The sequence below is a fragment of the Pseudoalteromonas sp. Z9A4 genome, from assembly GCF_011378845.1.
GTDB lineage: Bacteria > Pseudomonadota > Gammaproteobacteria > Enterobacterales > Alteromonadaceae > Pseudoalteromonas > Pseudoalteromonas arctica.
In genome coordinates, this window is record NZ_WTLA01000022.1 from 49,020 (window position 1) to 65,596 (window position 16,577).

Sequence of the window (16,577 nt, forward strand, 5' to 3'; positions counted from 1 at the left end):
TTCCCCTGAATTGTTATTTTTGTAACTAAATAGTTACTTCGCGGATTACAGTAAGGGGATTTATTTAAACCCTCTACGGGCATTATTTATTAGGCGTAATCTTTGGTATGAATAGCTAGTTTGATGGGATGAATTAGTACGTCACAATTATTTTATAAATATATTGTACTTTTCATAACAGTTTTTCCGCTAAGCACGGTCTTTATTATTATATACAGCAAGAGATATAAAATAATGGTCGCTTCTTTTCATGCATTAACTTTTGTTAGTAACACTAAGTTTGCAACATTTTTAACAAAGCGCGTGCAAGAGCACCGACACTTTGAATCTCAATCTTTTATTCAGGCAAACAGGTTAGATCAGATAGATACAGATCAATACAACGTACTGTTTTACGAACTAACTAATCTGGCTGACCCTATGCAAATAGTGCATTTAACGGAGCTCGCTAAAAAGCTTAAGTTAGTCATTATTGCCCAGTCGGGTCATTTTGCGAGTTTTGCTTTTGAAGTTGGCGCTGTTGATTTTTTAATAGTAGATTCAACTGCACCACGTATTGATAAATGCTTTGATAAACTGATTCACCTTTGCCCGATTGCAAGCGCGGCCGAGCGTAAATATCAACAAAGCACACAAACCGAAAAACCATCATCACATATCGTAGTTAAAGATGTAGGTAAGGTAAGGCTAATTGATATAAAAGATATTATTTGGATTAATGGTGCTGGCAATTATGTAGAGCTACATTTTACACAAGGTAGTACACCGGTATTACACCGCGAAACCATGAAAAATATTGAACAGCAGCTAGAGCCAGAAGGGTTTATTCGTATTCATCGCTCAACGCTGGTAAGAAAACAAGCTATCTGCGAACTGATGCCTACTGACAGTGGCGATTATAAAGTCAGACTTAAAAACGATATGTGCTTAAACCTTTCAAGGCGCTATAAAGGGTGTTTAGAGAGTATTATAAGCCCTCTTCAGTAGCGGTTTATAATACTCATATTAATTACCAGTTCTGTTTTATATAACTATCACTTGGATGCACTAATAAATAGCTTTCGGTATCTTTATAAAAATTAACTTCTACATCGCTATTTTTCCATACTTTTTCAAACATGTTTTTAGCTATGATATTAATGTTTATATAGTCAACTCGTTGATAGCCAAGTTCTTTTACACCCGCAAAATAGGCCTCTAACGAATCAAGACTATCTAAAGTTAACAGTTCAAACTCTTTTAAGTTAACAATCACAAACTTAATTGTATTTTCAGGGTGAGTGCTCAATTCTTGAATAACACCATTAGTTAATGATGTTATACCTTCATTGTTAAAGCTCCCCTTCAATTTTAAATACATATGAGGGGGTTGTGAACAAATCTGAAATTCGCCATGTGCTCCAAACATAAATTACCTTATATATATCAACTTCTATATATAGAGTAATACAATTTTCCGATTTTGCAGTTAATTTAACAGCGCAATAAAAAAGGCCATTTCGAGGGCTTTTTCTTCTAAGCTTTTAAAACGACCTGATGCACCGCCATGACCTGCATCCATATCGGTTTTAAATACTAAAATATTACTGTCTGTTTTAAGTTCACGCATTTTTGCAACCCACTTCATAGGCTCCCAATACTGCACTTGTGAGTCATGAAGACCAGTAGTAACGAGTATGTTCGGGTAGTTTTGTGCGCTAATATTGTCATAAGGCGAGTAAGCTTCTATCACATCATAAAATTGAGGCTCATTTGGATTACCCCATTCATCGTATTCATTTGTTGTGAGTGGAATACTTTCATCAAGCATTGTGGTTAATACGTCTAAAAATGGTACATGACAGCCAACACCGCAATATAACTCTGGTGCCTGGTTTACAACCGCCCCCATTAATAGGCCACCGGCACTGCCGCCTGAGGCAAACACCTTATTGCTATCACAATAACCTTGATCAACAAGCGCTTTTGTCACATCAATAAAGTCACTAAAGCTATTTTGTTTATGCTCTTTTTTACCTTGCTCATACCATTCGCGGCCTAGCATTTCAGAGCCCCGAACATGCGCAATAACATAAACAAAGCCACGATCGAGTAAGCTCAGTGACGAACTAGAAAAGCTAGGATCAATCGTATAACCATAGGCGCCATAGCCGTATTGAAATAACGGATTTGTGCTATCTTTTTTAAAGCTGTCTTTTCGATAAACAACAGATACAGGTACTTTAACTCCGTCGCGAGCAGTTACCATTAATCGCTCTGACTGATAGTCATCGGCATTAAAACTACCTAGTACTTTTTGCTGTTTAAGCAGTGTTTTTTCGCCAGTTGCTAAATCAACATCATATAAAGAGCCTGGTGTTGTTAAACTTGAGTAATAAATACGCGCAGTCCGTGTGTCTGGCTCTGGGTTCATTGCTATTGCAGCATAATAACAAGGATCGGCAAACTCAAGTGCCATACGATTCCCTTGCCTATTAACAACTACGAATCGAGCTTGCCCTTGCTCGCGTTCACTCAATACCAAAAAGTCATTAAATAACTCTACACCTTCAAGCAGTACATTTTCTCTGTGAGCTGTATGCTCAAACCATTGTGTTTTATCAGCAATCGTTTCGTTTGTTGCTGTCATTAATCTAAAGTTTTTAGCTTGCCAGTTAGTCACAATATAAAATGTGTCACCTAGCTTATCTACGTCAAACTCGTGGCCATCTTCACGCGGCATTAATGCTTTAAATTCGTCAGTGGGCTTATTAGCATCAAGCACCCATGTATCGTTGGTCTCTGTCGATGCTAAATCAATAATAATTAAGCCTTCGTCGCGACTTTTACCAAGCCCCATAAAAAAGCTGCTGTCTTGCTCTTCGTAAACCATTACATCTTGGCTTTGCTCGCTGCCAAGCTCATGCCTAAATACTTGGTATCCTAGTAGCGTTTTTAAATCTTTTTTTACATAAAAAACAGTTTTATTGTCGTTAGCCCAAACAACCTGCCCTTCTGTATTTTCAAGTACATCAGGTAGCATTTCACCGGTCGTTAAGCTTTTAAAGCGAACATTATAAATACGACGACCTTCAGTATCTTCAGAGTAAGCCATAAGCTGCTCGCATGGGCTTAGTGCGACCTCTCCTAGCTCAAAAAACTCAAATCCTTCAGCTAATACATTCACATCAAGTAAAAGCTCTTTATTATCAGCCTTTATGCTTGTACTTCTATAATGACGCGAGTATTCATCATCACCACGAACTTCTGAGTGATACCAGTATTTCCCGTCTTTAACGGGTACCGAATTATCATCTTTTACAATGCGTGCTTTTAACTCTTCAAAAAGTGTATTTTGTAGTGGCTTCATAGCAGCTAACTGTTCATCGCAGTACGCATTTTCAGCATGTAAATGCGCAAGTACTTGCTCATCTTGGCGATCGTCATCGCGCATCCAATAGTAATTATCGGTACGTATTTTATTGTGGGTACTTAATGTATGGGCTTGCAGTTTAGCAATCGGGAAATTAGGTAATAAACTTAAAGAGTAGTCAGGACGAGACACAACAAAACCAATTAAAAAAATAATGTGATTTGCAGTTTATCATAAAAATAAAAAAGCCCATCCAATAGTTGGATGGGCTAAAACGGTAAACGCTTCATTACTAAAACCGCTATACCTTTGGGAAGATAATTCACTTGAGCTTTATATTTGCTGCCAAGCCATAGCCCAACTTTGTCCTACACCGGGCTCGAACATAAACTTTTTATCGTCACTCGCGCGGCAAAACTCATTAAATGGCCAAGGCCTACATTGATAAACATGCCCTGTTTTTGGCTGCAATACCTTTGTACCCGCATTATAGTTTTCACAATTTTCAGGGTACACGTAATCATAAGTATCAAGGTTATTAACAACACGCTCATCGCATTTTGCAATACAATGAAAATCGACATGCGCTTTACATATACCACTGCTTTGCAAAGCAAAAACTTCATTGTTTCTATAGGCAACAATTAAACCTTGTTCGGTCATTTTACCTGCGCTAACAAGGGGTACATGCACGTTAATATGCTCGGCAACTAAACGTGGCCATGCGTGAGGTTCACCTTGTTCAAGCGAGGTGATTTTGTAATCAAATGATAAACTAGCTAGCTCTCCTTGCATGTCATAAAAGGTTACACTCACCACATCGCCAATAAACAATTGGGTATGATGATTTAAGCAACCTATTGTTGACCACTTTCCACAGGCCAACGACGTATGCATAAACACGGCAACACCTTAAGAGTTACAAAATCTTATCCATACACTATGGATACACAAAAAATACACTGAGGGCAAGTGATACATAACAACACGTTATGCAGTAGTCCCGCTACCATAGCTTTTGGAAACTTTGCATCCTAACCTTTCGGCTAGTTTGCCAGCAATGCGGCGATTATAATTCGGCCTCGCATAACAATCAAACAAAAGAATGTAACCAAAAACAAAAACCAACCCTTTAAGGTTGGTTTAATGTGTTTTTAACTAAATAAATAAGTTAAAGGTTCTTTCGCCCACGTAAATACCAGCAACACCAATAAAGATATAAATATTAACCACGCAGGCCAAGACGCTTTTGTTACTTTAGCCTCAGAGTCATCCGCTTTTAACTCTTTTAAGCCTGTGATCATCGCCTTAACCAGCGGTTTGCCTTTTATTCTATAAACAATAATAGCTAATACATGCAAGCCAATAGCATAAAGTAAAATGTCAAAATTCAGCTCATGTAGCCAATTGGCAAAATCAATCGTATCGCTAGACACATATTGAGCAAGCGGCCCGTCAGTTAAAATACCATCACTGCTCATTAAGCCACTTACAAGTTGCGTTATGATCAATATAAAAAACACTATCACCATACAGCTACCGGGTGCTGAATGGCCTAACGATTCGCTTGGTGTTTTTAGCGCCTTTAAAATAGCTCTAGGAGAGTGCAGTAACCCACTTAATCTCGCGGTTTTACTACCAATAACACCCCAAATTAAACGTGTTACTATAAGTGCTAAAGTAAAAAAGCCAGCAACAAAATGAAGCTCAATCATGCCCTCTTCAATACTAAAATAAAGCACTGCAATACTTACAACCAAAAACCAATGAAAGCATCTAATAAACCCATCCCACACTTTTAACGTCGTCATTGCGCCTATCCTTAAAAAAACAGTATTATCTAATTCGTTAACTACTTTAACATCATAATATTAAGGTATCCTTATGAGCCATTCTACAAGCCGTGCGAGTAAATATCATGCAACCAGTTAAAAAAGCTATTTTAAAAGGCTTTTTAGATATGCTACCTCTGTGTTTAGCCGTTGTTCCTTGGGGTATTTTATGTGGTTCTTTAGCGATTCAAAATGGCTTTAGTGCACTAGAAACCCAAGCAATGTCGTTATTAGTCTTTGCAGGCTCTGCACAGCTTGTTGCGATTGAACTTATGGCGGGCAACACACCATTGCTCACAATTTTATTCACAACATTTATTATTAGCTCTCGGCACTTTTTATACGGTTTAGCTGTGCGTCATAAGGTCATTGATCAACCTATGCGTTGGCGCTTACCGGTGAGCTTTGTTTTAACCGACGAGCTGTTTGCGTTTTCTCACCATAGAAAAGCATACAGAACAAAAACACGTTTAATATACGCATTGAGCGCTGGTTTTAGCTTTTATATTGCATGGAATATTTGGACGTTAATTGGCATTGTAGCAGGCACAATGCTGCCCGACTTAACTAATTTAGGGCTCGACTTTGCCATTGCTGCCACGTTTATAGCTTTGGTTATTCCGGGCATTAAAAATTTGGCCTCACTCGTTACGGTAATTGTAGCAGGCATTAGCGCAACGCTTTTAAAAAGCACAGGATTTGAGTTATGGCTTGTTTGCTCAGCGCTGCTGGCAATGGCCGCAGGTTACAGCACAGCAAGACTAACCACTAAAAAGGAAGTAACGCCATGATGACGACTATTTTACTCATGGCATGCATTACATTTTTTACGCGTTATTTATTTTTACACCGTGCTTTGCCGTTTAAAGTAGGCCCTAAAATGCAGCAATTTTTAAGCTTTAGTGCACCGGCAGTGCTTACAGCAATTTGGGTGCCTATCGTGTTTTTGAATGAAGATGGCATTAACTTAAACTGGCAAAACCCTTATTTAAGCGCAGCAATAGTCGCCATTATTGTTGCCTACAAAACACATAATATTTATTACACTACGCTTGCCGGTATGGGGCTATTTCTAATTTTAAATTAGTGCGATCTTTATACTTTATGAAATACTGCACTCAGGTTAAAATGCGGCTAACAACAATAAAAAAGACGCCAATATGCACGAATTTCATCAATTAAGCGCAACAAGCTTACAGGGTCAACCGATCAACTTTAATGATTTTGAAGGGAAGGTTGTGCTTATTGTTAATACCGCAAGTAAATGTGGATTTACCTACCAATACGAGTCGCTGCAAGCTTTGCACAATAAGTATGCCAGCCAAGGTTTAGTTATTCTGGGATTTCCGTGCAATCAATTTGGTCAACAAGAACCCGGAGACGCAACACAAATAGAGCAAGGGTGCTTAATTAATTTTGGTGTGAGCTTTTTAATGGCGGCCAAAGTAGATGTAAACGGTGAGCATGCACATCCTGTATTTCGTTATTTAAAATCGGCTTTACCTGGTTTTTTAACACGTAAAATAAAGTGGAATTTTACTAAATTTTTAATTGCCGCAGATGGTACACAAATTAAACGTTATGCACCTTTTACTAAACCCGAAAAGCTAGAACTTACAATTCAAAAAGCATTAGCACAGGCTAAAAGTACGCTTTGAAAAGTAATAAAGAGGCGCAAGGCCTCTTTATTGCCAATACTATTGAAACTTAAACATACGCATAACTGCACATTTAAACTCTCAATATTAATTGGTATTTTATTTATACTAGTGAAATTTAATCGGTGTAATCGCTTAAATCGTCTTCGCCTAGATTTTTACGCAAGCGTTTTTGCTCAAGGTAGTCTTCCAACTTCTTTTTAACCTTTTGCTTGTTCTTATCGTGTTGATTACGTCCGAGCATTTCGTACTCGTCTTCAACAAAATCGTCATCTAGCGCATCGTAACTAAATGTCTTACCCACAACCCACTCCATAAAGTGTTTGAGACCAACCAAGGATTTTATTATCGCAATAGCCGGTAAAATTAAAAATGTTTAATGCCAAAGTGCTCTGCAAATTAACATCAAAATAAAGCCACGCGACTACTGTAAATAGTCTTCATGTCAGTAATGTGAATAAATAGCGCTAAATTTGAATTGAGGAAAGTGAGAGTTTTTTATCGTATCGATAAATAAAATTTATTAATTTTTATTAGTTAGCCAATTTGACTAAAAAATAGCTATTTATTAATTATTTTGACTTGCTAAAAAATAAAGAAAAACACTTAATCAATTGTTTTTTATGAAAAAATAAAACTGGCATCAAACTTGTTATTAATTAATCGTCATCAACAAAAAGTAGAGAACAAACATGAAAAAATTACTATTAGTTAGCGCATTAATTTGTACGCCAGCCGCTATGGCTCATAACGACAACGATTCTGCAATTTCATTTAGTAACGATGAATGTAACGTCGAATTTAAAAACGATGTACGTATTAAACCAAACGAATTAGAAATTTTTACTGCCAATAATAAAACTATGCAATTTAATGCCCATGGTGACTTAACCGTAAATGGCGAGCTTGTAGCGCTTAATAGCTCACAACGCGAAGCACTGAATAAGTACTCTGACAGCTTACGCACTCAATTACCTGAAGTAGCTAATATAGCGTTAGAGGGTGTTAAAATTGCCGGTGTAGCATTAGAAGAAGTAGGCAATGCATTTAATATTGACGGTCTTGATAATATGTCTGAGCTTATGGACGACATTAAAATTGAGGTAGAAAATACATTTTACCAGCAAGGTACATTTGTAATGGGCCAACAAAGTTTTAATCAATTTGGCGAAAACTTTGAACAACAATTTGAGCAGCAGATAGAAACAGCGGTTGAATCAGCAGTAATGCAATCAATGGGCAGTATTTTAGTGGCTTTAGGTTCTGAGTTACTTGGTTCAGGCGGCGATATGGATGCCTTTGAACAACGCATGGAAAATATGGGTGCACAAATAGAAGAAAAAGTAGAGCTACATGCAAGCGCACTTGAAGAGAGAGCTAACTCTTTATGTGAAAACTTTGCTGATATTGCAAAACAAGAAGAGCAATTAGTAATGCAAGTGCCAGAGCTTAAAGGTTACCAATTATTTAGCTTTAAACTCAATTAGTACAGCAAACGTTATTTAACATCCCTTTGGCAGCACTTAAGTTTACTTAAATGCTGCTTTTTTGTGTTTCCCAAACTTACTTTTTAGCTAATAAAGTGAGCTTACCCAGAGTAATAATTGCTTGCTCTATCTGCTCGCTCCACGGCACACCATAACTTAACCTTACGCAGCTTTTATACTTATTAGAGGCTGAAAAAATAAGCCCAGGGGTAATACTAATACCAACCTCAAGAGCAAGTAAAAATAATTTTTGACTATCGTATTCGCCTCCTAAATCTAGCCACATTACACAGCCTCCTTTTGGATCGCTTATACGTGTATTTTTTGGCATAGTTTGTTGCAAACACCATCGCATACGCTCTTTGTTATCGCGCAGGCGCTGCCTGAGTACCTTTAAGTTACGGTCGTACTCGCCGCTGGCAATAAATTCTGATAACGCCCATTGGTTTATTAACGAAGCGGAGCAACTTAGTGCTCGTTTATATCGCCGCGCTTGTGTTGCAAATTTACCGGCAACGACCCAACCCACACGATAGCTAGGCGCTGCGGTTTTAGAAAAAGATGAGCAACTGATCACTAATCCTTTTTTAGAGTACGCTAAAGCAGGTGTGCCTCGTTTTGCCGTAAAATATAAATCGCCGTATACGTCATCTTCAATAAGCACTACGTCGTGGCTTTCGAGTAACTCCACCAGCTGCTGCCTATTTGTATCTGGCATAAAGCTGCCTACAGGGTTGCTAATTGCTGTCGAGAATAAACACGCTTTTATGTCATGCTCATTCAAAGCGCGATCCAAATCGCTTAACCAAATGCCATTATCTGGGCACAGTGGTATTTCGAGCGCTTTAAGCCCTAAGCTTTCTATTAGCTCTATAATCCCGTGATAACAAGGTGTCTCAATAGCCACTACATCGCCAGGCTTTGTCACGCACTTAAGCGCAATAGCCATGGCCTCTTGCGCACCATTGGTGATAACAAGCTCGTCCATATCAATGCCAATACCAAAATCTAAATAGCGATGCACTAATTGCTTTTTCAGCGGTACAAACCCATCTGTTGGGCCATAGTTTATGGCTTTACTGCCCGCAATTGTCATTACGCGGCGCATGTTTCTGGCGAGTGCTTTATCGGTAGGTGCTGCGGCAATTGGGTTAGCGATACCAAAAGGGACTACGTTCGCTTGATGAATCGCGCTGTACACCTGCTCTATTAAGGCTTGTTTATTTACCACAACAGGTTCGCGACTTAATTTAACTCGCTTAGGTAAATTATGCGCCATGCTAACGACTTTTAAAAAATATCCTGATTTTTCACGCGCCTCTACTAACCCTTGATCTTCAAGTGACTGGTAAGCCTGTTTTACAGTGGAGATACTTATGCTTAAGTTATCTGCCATTTTACGCAGTGATGGAAGTTTTTCGCCGGGGAGTAAAACTTGTTGAGCGCTCATATCTCTAATCAACTGAATAACTTGCTGATATAAAAACTCATGCCCTTGGCTATTTTTTTGTCTTATCATCACACACCAAATCTGTATAGGTTACATTTTTACTTTTCTGTATATGGTAAGTATACAGATAGGTCTTAAAATAGCCATTCAACCGGGCTTTGGAGACTAACCATGAAAAGTGCAGCGCTATACATTACAACCGTTTTAATTTGGGGCTCAACTTGGTTAGCCATAGAGTTTCAGTTAGGTGATATTGCGGTAGAGTTATCGTTATTTTATCGCTTTGCTATTGCAGCGCTTTTAATGTGGTTATATGTAGCGTACAAAAAACCCGACATGCGATTTAAGTTACTGGATCATGGCTTTTTTGTTTTATTAGCCATTTGTAATTTTGGATTAAATTATTTAATGCTTTACTGGGCACAAAATCACCTTACCTCAGCCATGACCTCTATTGCCTTTTCAATGCTGCTGGTTATGAACATAGTCAATACTCGGTTATTTTTTGGTAAGCCAATCTCAAAACGAATTTATACAGGTGCTGTACTCGCTGTATTAGGTATTACGTGTCTGTTTTGGCCACAGTTACAGCAGTTCGACTTGAGTAATGGTGCATTGGTCGGGTTACTACTTGCCCTTGGTGGCACCTTTGTGGCTTCATTAGGAAATATGGTAAGCGTTCGTAATTCTCGTAAACAAATTGGTGTATTGCAAGGCAATGCATGGGGCATGTTATACAGCGCTATAGGCTTGGCTTTATATGTATTAATGAACGATGTGCAATTTAGTTTAAACGCTCCACCAAGTTACTGGCTATCACTACTTTATCTATCAATATTTGGCACTGTAATCGCTTTTGGTTGCTACTTTGCTCTACTTAGAAATATAGGCCCTGAAAAAGCCAGCTACGTTATTGTTTTATTCCCACTAGTGGCAGTAACACTGAGTAGCTTTTTTGAAGGCTTTGAATGGCACGCAAATACCTTTGCAGGATTTAGCCTAGTGCTATTAGGTAACGCCATTGTGCTTACCCCAACAAAACGAATTAACGCCTTTTTAGCTAATAGAGCAATGGCTAAAAGTGGCTCCGTCCCCAGTTAGACGCGTTATTAACGCAACTAACGTAAAAGCGCCTACCCTACTGTAGGCGCTTTTTTATTGGCATATGAAAAAGTAAAGCCTGCCCATGTACACTAATAACGGCAGGAGTTTTACCTACCAGTTCACCATCTGCTTCAATCAATAACCCTTCAGTTTTTATGGAAGCTGTATTTAAGCGACTGTAGTTAAGGTTTTTTATATGCTGATGGCGCTTAAAAAACAACTTCATAAAGCTTATTACGTTATAAAAAAGCCCACCCGATCGCATTTGATAACACTCAAGCAGCCCATCAGTTAAATCTGCTTTTGGCGCTATTTCTAGACCACCACCAAAGTACTTATGATTAGCAAATACGGTAATTAAATTTTTATACTGCCTAACATCGTTATTAAACGTACCTTGTAACTGCTGAGCTTGATAATAAAATAGCTCCTTAATGCTCATCCAACTGTAATCAAAAGATGAAAAACTAGCTTTAGCATTAATCGCTTTAACTACATGAGCATCAAACCCCACCCCTGCAATATTAATAAAATAGCGGCTATTAATTTTTCCTACATCAATTGCTGTCGGTGTATTAAATAGTGCCTTTCGCCAATCATCTTCTTTGCAACTAAACCCTCTCGAGAAATCGTTACCTGTACCGCAAGGCAATAATGCTAACGTACAGCTACTCCCTATTAACGCATTAACCGCCAAGCTCAATGTACCGTCTCCGCCAAGTACAACTACTTTGGTAAATTTACTCAGTAGCAACCTTATTTGAGCGCAGTCATCGTTAAAGTTTCCCGTTGTAGTAAACATACAATAAGAAAAACTGCGTTTTTTACAAATGCTTTTAAGCCATATTAGTGATTTTTCACTCTGTTTTTTTGTACTTGGTTTAATAATTATTAGTAGTGACAAGCTTTTGTTTCCAACAATGTATTTAAGAACGAATAAAAAAGAGTTTAATTGAGTTTTTTTAATCTGAATAACTAGTCAAAAAGTTTGTTTAAAATGCATATAAATAAATAAAAAAACACAGAAACACCAGTATTGGCGAGAGTAAAGCCGATTTTATTTTAACTATTTATGCAAAAACCATAATAAAAAACACTGAACCGCACGTTAATAAAATCAATAAGGATTAGTTTAACTAATCCGTCAGGCTCAATTTTTATCGTTGTCTTTTTAATCAAACAACGTGCAAAATGCACGCGATTTCAACATATACAACCCGGAGCAAAATAATGAAACCAATTAACACATTAAATCAAACAGCAGCAGCTCAAGTAGCAGTTAAACCAACTAACCGTAAAGCAAGAATGTTAGCTAGACTTAACACTATTGGTAAAAGACTAGCACTTAGCGGCGCAGCTCAATATAAATAATCACCCAACCATGATTATTTTTCGGTGCAGCGAACACTCAACCACTAAATGAAGTCACTTATTTAGCTCCCCCTTGTTTGCTGCAACCTATTTATTTTATTAAAAATTGCCTTAATTTCCCCTTATTTACAAAAAAAACCTCATTTACGTACATTTTTTAGGCAAACAGTCATTTTGCTATTTACACAGCGGTATCACCTAAGTATTATTCTGCGTCACGGAGAGATGGCAGAGTGGTCGAATGCACCGGTCTTGAAAACCGGCATGGGTTTATAGCCCATCTAGGGTTCAAATCCCTATCTCTCCACCATATTTTAATTGGTGGCTTTTTTTTACTTCCATCAATACAAACGGTTATGCGTTGGAGAGGTGTCCGAGTGGCCGAAGGAGCTCCCCTGCTAAGGGAGTATAGAGTTTGTAGCTCTATCGAGGGTTCGAATCCCTCCCTCTCCACCATACTTAATTTAAACCACTTGATTGTGGTTTTTTTGTGCCTAAAATTTAACACCGATACTAAATTGGGAGGGTGAGAACCCTCGACAGGGTTCGACAAAATGTCTGGAACATTTTGGGCCGCTGCAAGCGTCGCGCAGCGATTGATTACATGGATGTAAGCAAGTCTATCCCTCCCTCTCCACCATACTTAATTTAAACCACTTGATTGTGGTTTTTTTTGTGCCTAAAATTTAACACCAGTACAAAATTGGGAGGGTGAGAACCCTCGACAGGGTTCGACAAAATGTCTGGAACATTTTAGGCCGCTGCAAGCGTCGCGTAGCGATTGATTATATGGATGTAAGCAAATCTATCCCTCCCTCTGGACCATACTTAATTTAAACCACTTAATTGTGGTTTTTTTGTGCCTAAAAATTATAAAAACTAAACAAATTGTGCCTAGTAATAACTTAGGGCATTATTAACACAACTTTAGCCACTTTAGGTTTAGCTATGATCCGGTTCATATTGCTATCAGTTTGCGCGGCAGCACCATTTTTTACCTTGGCACAAAGTACAACAGTGTATAAGTGTGTAATTAAGGGCGTTCCTACCTTTAGCCAAACGCCTTGCGCTAAAGATGCACAAGTTATTACTCTTAAAGATATAAACGTAATTGAAGCATACAAAAGCTCTACACCCGGTAAAGGTATTACCGACACCTCTGTGGATGACTACTTAGAAGTTCAACAAATAGAACGTGAAATAAAGCGCCTTGAGCTATCTATTGCACAAAGCCAAAAAGAATACGCAGCTAAAAAACAGCAAATAGATTACATGACTCAAGATAAAGCCAATCGTTTAGGCGCTTCGTCTATTGCTGATGCTATCGCAACTAAAACAAATTCGTTAAAGCAAGCTTACGACGCATCAATTAATCAAACGCAGCAAAAAATAGAGTCATTAAAACAAAGAAAGCAGCAGCTTAGCCAAAACCCTTAAGCGCTCGTTTTACTATAGAAATAAACTGCGCAACGTCTTCTTGAGTATTATAAATATGTGGCGATACTCGTATCCCAAATTTACGGGCATCTACACTGACTTTCGCTTTATTAAGCGCTGTAAGTACATGGTCTTGCTGCTTGTTAAAAAACAAAATAACTGTCCCGCTGCATTTATCACTACTCATAGGTGATGCAACATATTTGCCTAGTTGCTCATGAATAAGCGTAAGCATAGCTAAGTTATGCACCCTTACCTTGTGAGCAGTTAGCTCTGCAAAGTAAGCAATGCTATTTGCGGCAATAATATAAGGTGCTACAGAGGGAGTGCCCCCCCAAAATTTGAGCGCACTGGCGTTATATTCAAAGTGGTTTATATTGAACTCAAATGGATTTTGATGCGAAAACCAACCCACATCTTTAGGCTCACAATACTCTATTTGGTTTTTGTTAACCCATAAATAAGCTGCACCTGGGCCACCACATAACCATTTAACGCTCGAGCCAATCATAAAGTCAGCATCGAGTACGCTTAAATCAAGCGGTATCACACCCGCTGATTGAGCAACATCAATTATTGACAAGCTATTGGTTAATTTACTTATAGCTACAATATCGTATACAGGCGCCTGTACACCTGTATTTGAATACACATGGCTTATAAAAACTAAATCGATATCACAAGTTATATAACGCTGCCAAACACTAATATCAGTTAGGTTTTCGTGCTCTGGTATAAACATAATTTGTGCGCACTCTGGCAATGCTTTTTGCATTGCAAAACCCATGCTCGGAAAATCACTTTGCGCCATTAGCACTTTGCAATTTTTTTGCTGTAACCGAGGGTGCGACATAAGCAACTTTGTTAAGCCACTTGATAAATTAACTTGAGGGCAAAACTGCGAACTAGGCGCATTAAATAACTTACCAAGTGCGGTAGTAAATTGCTCAACTGCGGGCAGCCATTGCTGCCAAGGTTCTTGATTTGAGCTCTCCCACGGTAAAAAATAGCGCTCTGCTAAATATTGCTGCGTATTTTTAAGAGGACGCCCTACCGAGTGGTTTAGTAAATAACAGCCATCGGCCATACAAAAATCATTTTTAAGCATGCTATTTAACCCATTCTTTAAGTGTATTTAGATCATCAAAACGTGTTTTTATATCGTCGCGTTTTGCGCTGGCTCGCCTATCTCTTAATTTTTCGAGCGAATCAAGCAACACATGAAGCGGCGGACCACTTGCTGTTACCTTGCTCATATGCTGCTGTTGCATATTTTTTGAAGGCTGAGCAATAAACTTTTCAACCAGTTGATTATGATGACCGACTGCGGTGTCACCATGTAATTTACACACTTGGATAAATAACGTTGCGTGGCTTTTAAACCAATCTGTATTTTTATGTTGCTCTGCTTGTAAAAAGTCATCCATAAAGCTTTGCATACGCATGGCTTCTCGCAGGGTTTGTTGATCCTCTGGCATCATATATAAAAACTTATCCACCAGCATTTGCGAGTAACTAGGCTCGTTTGCACTACACAGCCCTAACAGCATATCAATCACGTTAATACCTGCAAAGTCACCAGCATTTGCGCCTCTGTAAACCTCTTTACCTACACGGTACGGTTTATAATAAGGGCGAACACAGTTAAAAAAGCGATCTGTATCGAGCTCAGAATAAAGTGCATTGTTTGCCTCAATTACATTTATAAGTGCCTGTTTAGCTACTTTTAATAACTCACCACATAAAGGATGCGAAATCCCCAGTGGTAATATTTTTAATAATGCATCACTTGCCCGTTTGTAGGCCAAAATGCCTTGAGTGTTATAATCAAGAAATAGCTTTTCGTCGGGTAAATTAGTAAATCGTTTATAAATACCGTTAAGTGCTTTGTTATGAGTAGTTAAGTGGGCGGTAGCAAAACGAGGAGTTACGCCAATCGATGCGCCTATATGCATAGCAAGCGCTAAAGCATCTATTAGTGGGGAGCTGGTTTCTCTGCTTGGTTCGGTAATTTCATGGCGCCTACACGCTGCCATAAATAATCCTACGTTACCGAGTAAGTCAAAAGCACTATCAAAGCCTTGATCTGTGTTTCCCTCGGCTAATAAATTGCTAATTAATACGTTGCCTTCTTTTTCTAATTGTTGCTTTAAGGCCTCGCCTACCCCTTCTACATTGGCTTTATCGGTTTGCTGCCAATAAAGCTGCTCTAATTCACTATTTAAAGTGACAAACTCTGTTCGTATCCAGTGATCGAAAATAGCGGTATGTGTGTTCATTGGTGTGCTCTATTATTTTTATAGTTAAATGCTAACAGAGTTCAATGAGGGTAAAACGCCAAAAAAATTAGTAAAAACTGCAATACTTAGCAATAATCACTACAAATATAAAAATAATTAATAAAAGCCGACAACTATGTTAGATAAAAAAGATCAGCAATTACTCATTGCACTGCAAAGCCAAGCTCGTATGTCGGTTTCAGACTTGGCCAGCAGTATTAACCTATCGGATACACCTTGCCTAAGGCGTATAAAAAAGTTAGAGCAAGAAAACATTATTACCGGCTACCACGCCGCCATAAATCCTAAAGCACTTAACCTTAATGTGTTGGTATATGCGTTTGTGCGATTAAGCCAAAACTCGGTAAGTGCTGCAGAGCAATTTGAGCAACATGTAGAAAAATTACCACATGTATTAGAGTGTTGTGTAATATCAGGAAGCTATGATTATTTATTAAAAATCATTGCACATGATCTTGAGAGCTACGAAACGTTTGTAAAACATCAACTAGGTAGTTTAAGTTGTATTGCAAATATAGAATCAACAGTCGTGTTAAAGCAGTCATTTAGCAAAAAACAGTTACCATTATAAAAATAACCAAAATAA

18 protein-coding genes, 2 tRNA genes and 1 riboswitch are annotated in these 16,577 nt (G+C 38.3%); of the genes, 11 read left to right on the forward strand and 9 right to left on the reverse strand.

What is annotated here, in order from left to right:
- Nucleotides 1-234: 234 nt before the first annotated feature.
- Nucleotides 235-987 carry a response regulator transcription factor gene (locus GQR54_RS14855; RefSeq protein WP_165741075.1) on the forward strand — a complete coding sequence of 251 codons (753 nt, stop codon included), beginning with the start codon at nt 235-237 and terminating at the stop codon, nt 985-987.
- Nucleotides 988-1,009: 22 nt separating this feature from the next.
- Here GQR54_RS14855 and GQR54_RS14860 read toward each other — a convergent pair whose 3' ends face one another.
- The 4 genes from GQR54_RS14860 to GQR54_RS14875 all read right to left on the reverse strand — a co-directional run bounded on the left by GQR54_RS14860 (nt 1,010) and on the right by GQR54_RS14875 (nt 5,163).
- Complete coding sequence (locus GQR54_RS14860; protein ID WP_010554850.1) at nt 1,010-1,408, reverse strand: hypothetical protein; 399 nt, start codon at nt 1,406-1,408, stop codon at nt 1,010-1,012.
- Between the two features lie 60 nt (nt 1,409-1,468).
- On the reverse strand, nt 1,469-3,544 hold the full coding sequence (locus GQR54_RS14865) for a S9 family peptidase (protein WP_166378615.1): 2,076 nt from the start codon (nt 3,542-3,544) through the stop codon (nt 1,469-1,471).
- A gap of 141 nt (nt 3,545-3,685) precedes the next feature.
- The gene (locus GQR54_RS14870) at nt 3,686-4,249 is read right to left on the reverse strand and encodes a chitin-binding protein (protein ID WP_166378617.1); all 564 of its coding nucleotides are present in this window, start codon (nt 4,247-4,249) and stop codon (nt 3,686-3,688) included.
- A gap of 96 nt (nt 4,250-4,345) precedes the next feature.
- Nucleotides 4,346-4,418: riboswitch (cyclic di-GMP riboswitch) on the reverse strand.
- 88 nt (nt 4,419-4,506) lie between these two features.
- Nucleotides 4,507-5,163 carry a cytochrome b/b6 domain-containing protein gene (locus GQR54_RS14875; RefSeq protein WP_166378619.1) on the reverse strand — a complete coding sequence of 219 codons (657 nt, stop codon included), beginning with the start codon at nt 5,161-5,163 and terminating at the stop codon, nt 4,507-4,509.
- Between the two features lie 107 nt (nt 5,164-5,270).
- On the opposite strand from GQR54_RS14875, the gene GQR54_RS14880 reads away from it, so the two are divergent.
- From GQR54_RS14880 to GQR54_RS14890, 3 genes are all read left to right on the forward strand, one after another.
- Entirely contained in the window at nt 5,271-5,975 is a 705-nt protein-coding gene (locus GQR54_RS14880) for an AzlC family ABC transporter permease (protein WP_024589490.1), read from the forward strand.
- Nucleotides 5,972-6,271 carry an AzlD domain-containing protein gene (locus GQR54_RS14885; RefSeq protein ID WP_004335020.1) on the forward strand — a complete coding sequence of 100 codons (300 nt, stop codon included), beginning with the start codon at nt 5,972-5,974 and terminating at the stop codon, nt 6,269-6,271. The genes GQR54_RS14880 and GQR54_RS14885 overlap by 4 nt, the downstream gene beginning before the upstream one ends.
- 73 nt (nt 6,272-6,344) lie before the next feature.
- On the forward strand, nt 6,345-6,842 hold the full coding sequence (locus tag GQR54_RS14890) for a glutathione peroxidase (protein WP_166378621.1): 498 nt from the start codon (nt 6,345-6,347) through the stop codon (nt 6,840-6,842).
- Between the two features lie 118 nt (nt 6,843-6,960).
- On the opposite strand, the gene GQR54_RS14895 is transcribed toward GQR54_RS14890, so the two are convergent.
- Entirely contained in the window at nt 6,961-7,146 is a 186-nt protein-coding gene (locus GQR54_RS14895; protein ID WP_007579801.1) for a hypothetical protein, read from the reverse strand.
- Nucleotides 7,147-7,534: 388 nt separating this feature from the next.
- Here GQR54_RS14895 and GQR54_RS14900 point away from each other — a divergent pair, with 388 nt between their 5' ends.
- Nucleotides 7,535-8,329, forward strand: coding sequence for a YggN family protein (locus GQR54_RS14900; RefSeq protein ID WP_166378623.1), 795 nt, complete (start codon nt 7,535-7,537; stop codon nt 8,327-8,329).
- A gap of 76 nt (nt 8,330-8,405) precedes the next feature.
- On the opposite strand, the gene GQR54_RS14905 is transcribed toward GQR54_RS14900, so the two are convergent.
- Nucleotides 8,406-9,848, reverse strand: a complete 1,443-nt coding sequence (locus GQR54_RS14905) for a PLP-dependent aminotransferase family protein (RefSeq protein WP_166378625.1) — start codon at nt 9,846-9,848, stop codon at nt 8,406-8,408.
- A gap of 102 nt (nt 9,849-9,950) precedes the next feature.
- On the opposite strand from GQR54_RS14905, the gene GQR54_RS14910 reads away from it, so the two are divergent.
- Entirely contained in the window at nt 9,951-10,880 is a 930-nt protein-coding gene (locus tag GQR54_RS14910; protein ID WP_007579798.1) for an EamA family transporter, read from the forward strand.
- A 37-nt stretch (nt 10,881-10,917) separates the two neighbouring features.
- Here GQR54_RS14910 and GQR54_RS14915 read toward each other — a convergent pair whose 3' ends face one another.
- Complete coding sequence (locus GQR54_RS14915; protein ID WP_166378627.1) at nt 10,918-11,787, reverse strand: YegS/Rv2252/BmrU family lipid kinase; 870 nt, start codon at nt 11,785-11,787, stop codon at nt 10,918-10,920.
- 326 nt (nt 11,788-12,113) lie between these two features.
- Here GQR54_RS14915 and GQR54_RS14920 point away from each other — a divergent pair, with 326 nt between their 5' ends.
- From GQR54_RS14920 to GQR54_RS14935, 4 genes are all read left to right on the forward strand, one after another.
- Nucleotides 12,114-12,254: a hypothetical protein gene (locus tag GQR54_RS14920; RefSeq protein WP_010554841.1), complete on the forward strand. Its 141-nt coding sequence runs from the start codon at nt 12,114-12,116 to the stop codon at nt 12,252-12,254.
- A gap of 219 nt (nt 12,255-12,473) precedes the next feature.
- A tRNA-Ser gene (locus GQR54_RS14925) sits at nt 12,474-12,564 on the forward strand.
- Nucleotides 12,565-12,617: 53 nt separating this feature from the next.
- Nucleotides 12,618-12,710, forward strand: a tRNA-Ser gene (locus GQR54_RS14930).
- A gap of 492 nt (nt 12,711-13,202) precedes the next feature.
- Nucleotides 13,203-13,691, forward strand: a complete 489-nt coding sequence (locus tag GQR54_RS14935; RefSeq protein WP_007579794.1) for a DUF4124 domain-containing protein — start codon at nt 13,203-13,205, stop codon at nt 13,689-13,691.
- Here the strand turns inward: GQR54_RS14935 and GQR54_RS14940 are convergent.
- Together GQR54_RS14940 and GQR54_RS14945 are read right to left on the reverse strand one after the other, a co-directional pair.
- Nucleotides 13,675-14,799: an aminotransferase class V-fold PLP-dependent enzyme gene (locus tag GQR54_RS14940; RefSeq protein WP_166378629.1), complete on the reverse strand. Its 1,125-nt coding sequence runs from the start codon at nt 14,797-14,799 to the stop codon at nt 13,675-13,677. The genes GQR54_RS14935 and GQR54_RS14940 overlap by 17 nt on opposite strands.
- A 1-nt stretch (nt 14,800) precedes the next feature.
- Nucleotides 14,801-15,970, reverse strand: a complete 1,170-nt coding sequence (locus GQR54_RS14945) for a monodechloroaminopyrrolnitrin synthase PrnB family protein (protein ID WP_166378631.1) — start codon at nt 15,968-15,970, stop codon at nt 14,801-14,803.
- Nucleotides 15,971-16,106: 136 nt separating this feature from the next.
- On the opposite strand from GQR54_RS14945, the gene GQR54_RS14950 reads away from it, so the two are divergent.
- A complete protein-coding gene (locus tag GQR54_RS14950; RefSeq protein ID WP_007579788.1) occupies nt 16,107-16,562 on the forward strand; it encodes an Lrp/AsnC family transcriptional regulator in 456 nt (151 codons plus the stop codon).
- Nucleotides 16,563-16,577 lie beyond the last annotated feature (15 nt).

Bases quoted from the DNA above. Each gene is read 5' to 3' on its own strand.
- GQR54_RS14905 (WP_166378625.1), bottom strand. From the start codon at position 9,848: ATGATAAGACAAAAAAATAGCCAAGGGCATGAGTTTTTATATCAGCAA.
- GQR54_RS14890 (WP_166378621.1), top strand. From the start codon at position 6,345: ATGCACGAATTTCATCAATTAAGCGCAACAAGCTTACAGGGTCAACCG.
- GQR54_RS14910 (WP_007579798.1), top strand. From the start codon at position 9,951: ATGAAAAGTGCAGCGCTATACATTACAACCGTTTTAATTTGGGGCTCA.
- GQR54_RS14860 (WP_010554850.1), bottom strand. From the start codon at position 1,408: ATGTTTGGAGCACATGGCGAATTTCAGATTTGTTCACAACCCCCTCAT.
- GQR54_RS14950 (WP_007579788.1), top strand. From the start codon at position 16,107: ATGTTAGATAAAAAAGATCAGCAATTACTCATTGCACTGCAAAGCCAA.
- GQR54_RS14885 (WP_004335020.1), top strand. From the start codon at position 5,972: ATGATGACGACTATTTTACTCATGGCATGCATTACATTTTTTACGCGT.
- GQR54_RS14920 (WP_010554841.1), top strand. From the start codon at position 12,114: ATGAAACCAATTAACACATTAAATCAAACAGCAGCAGCTCAAGTAGCA.
- GQR54_RS14855 (WP_165741075.1), top strand. From the start codon at position 235: ATGGTCGCTTCTTTTCATGCATTAACTTTTGTTAGTAACACTAAGTTT.
- GQR54_RS14875 (WP_166378619.1), bottom strand. From the start codon at position 5,163: ATGACGACGTTAAAAGTGTGGGATGGGTTTATTAGATGCTTTCATTGG.
- GQR54_RS14870 (WP_166378617.1), bottom strand. From the start codon at position 4,249: ATGCATACGTCGTTGGCCTGTGGAAAGTGGTCAACAATAGGTTGCTTA.
- GQR54_RS14900 (WP_166378623.1), top strand. From the start codon at position 7,535: ATGAAAAAATTACTATTAGTTAGCGCATTAATTTGTACGCCAGCCGCT.
- GQR54_RS14945 (WP_166378631.1), bottom strand. From the start codon at position 15,970: ATGAACACACATACCGCTATTTTCGATCACTGGATACGAACAGAGTTT.
- GQR54_RS14935 (WP_007579794.1), top strand. From the start codon at position 13,203: ATGATCCGGTTCATATTGCTATCAGTTTGCGCGGCAGCACCATTTTTT.
- GQR54_RS14940 (WP_166378629.1), bottom strand. From the start codon at position 14,799: ATGCTTAAAAATGATTTTTGTATGGCCGATGGCTGTTATTTACTAAAC.
- GQR54_RS14880 (WP_024589490.1), top strand. From the start codon at position 5,271: ATGCAACCAGTTAAAAAAGCTATTTTAAAAGGCTTTTTAGATATGCTA.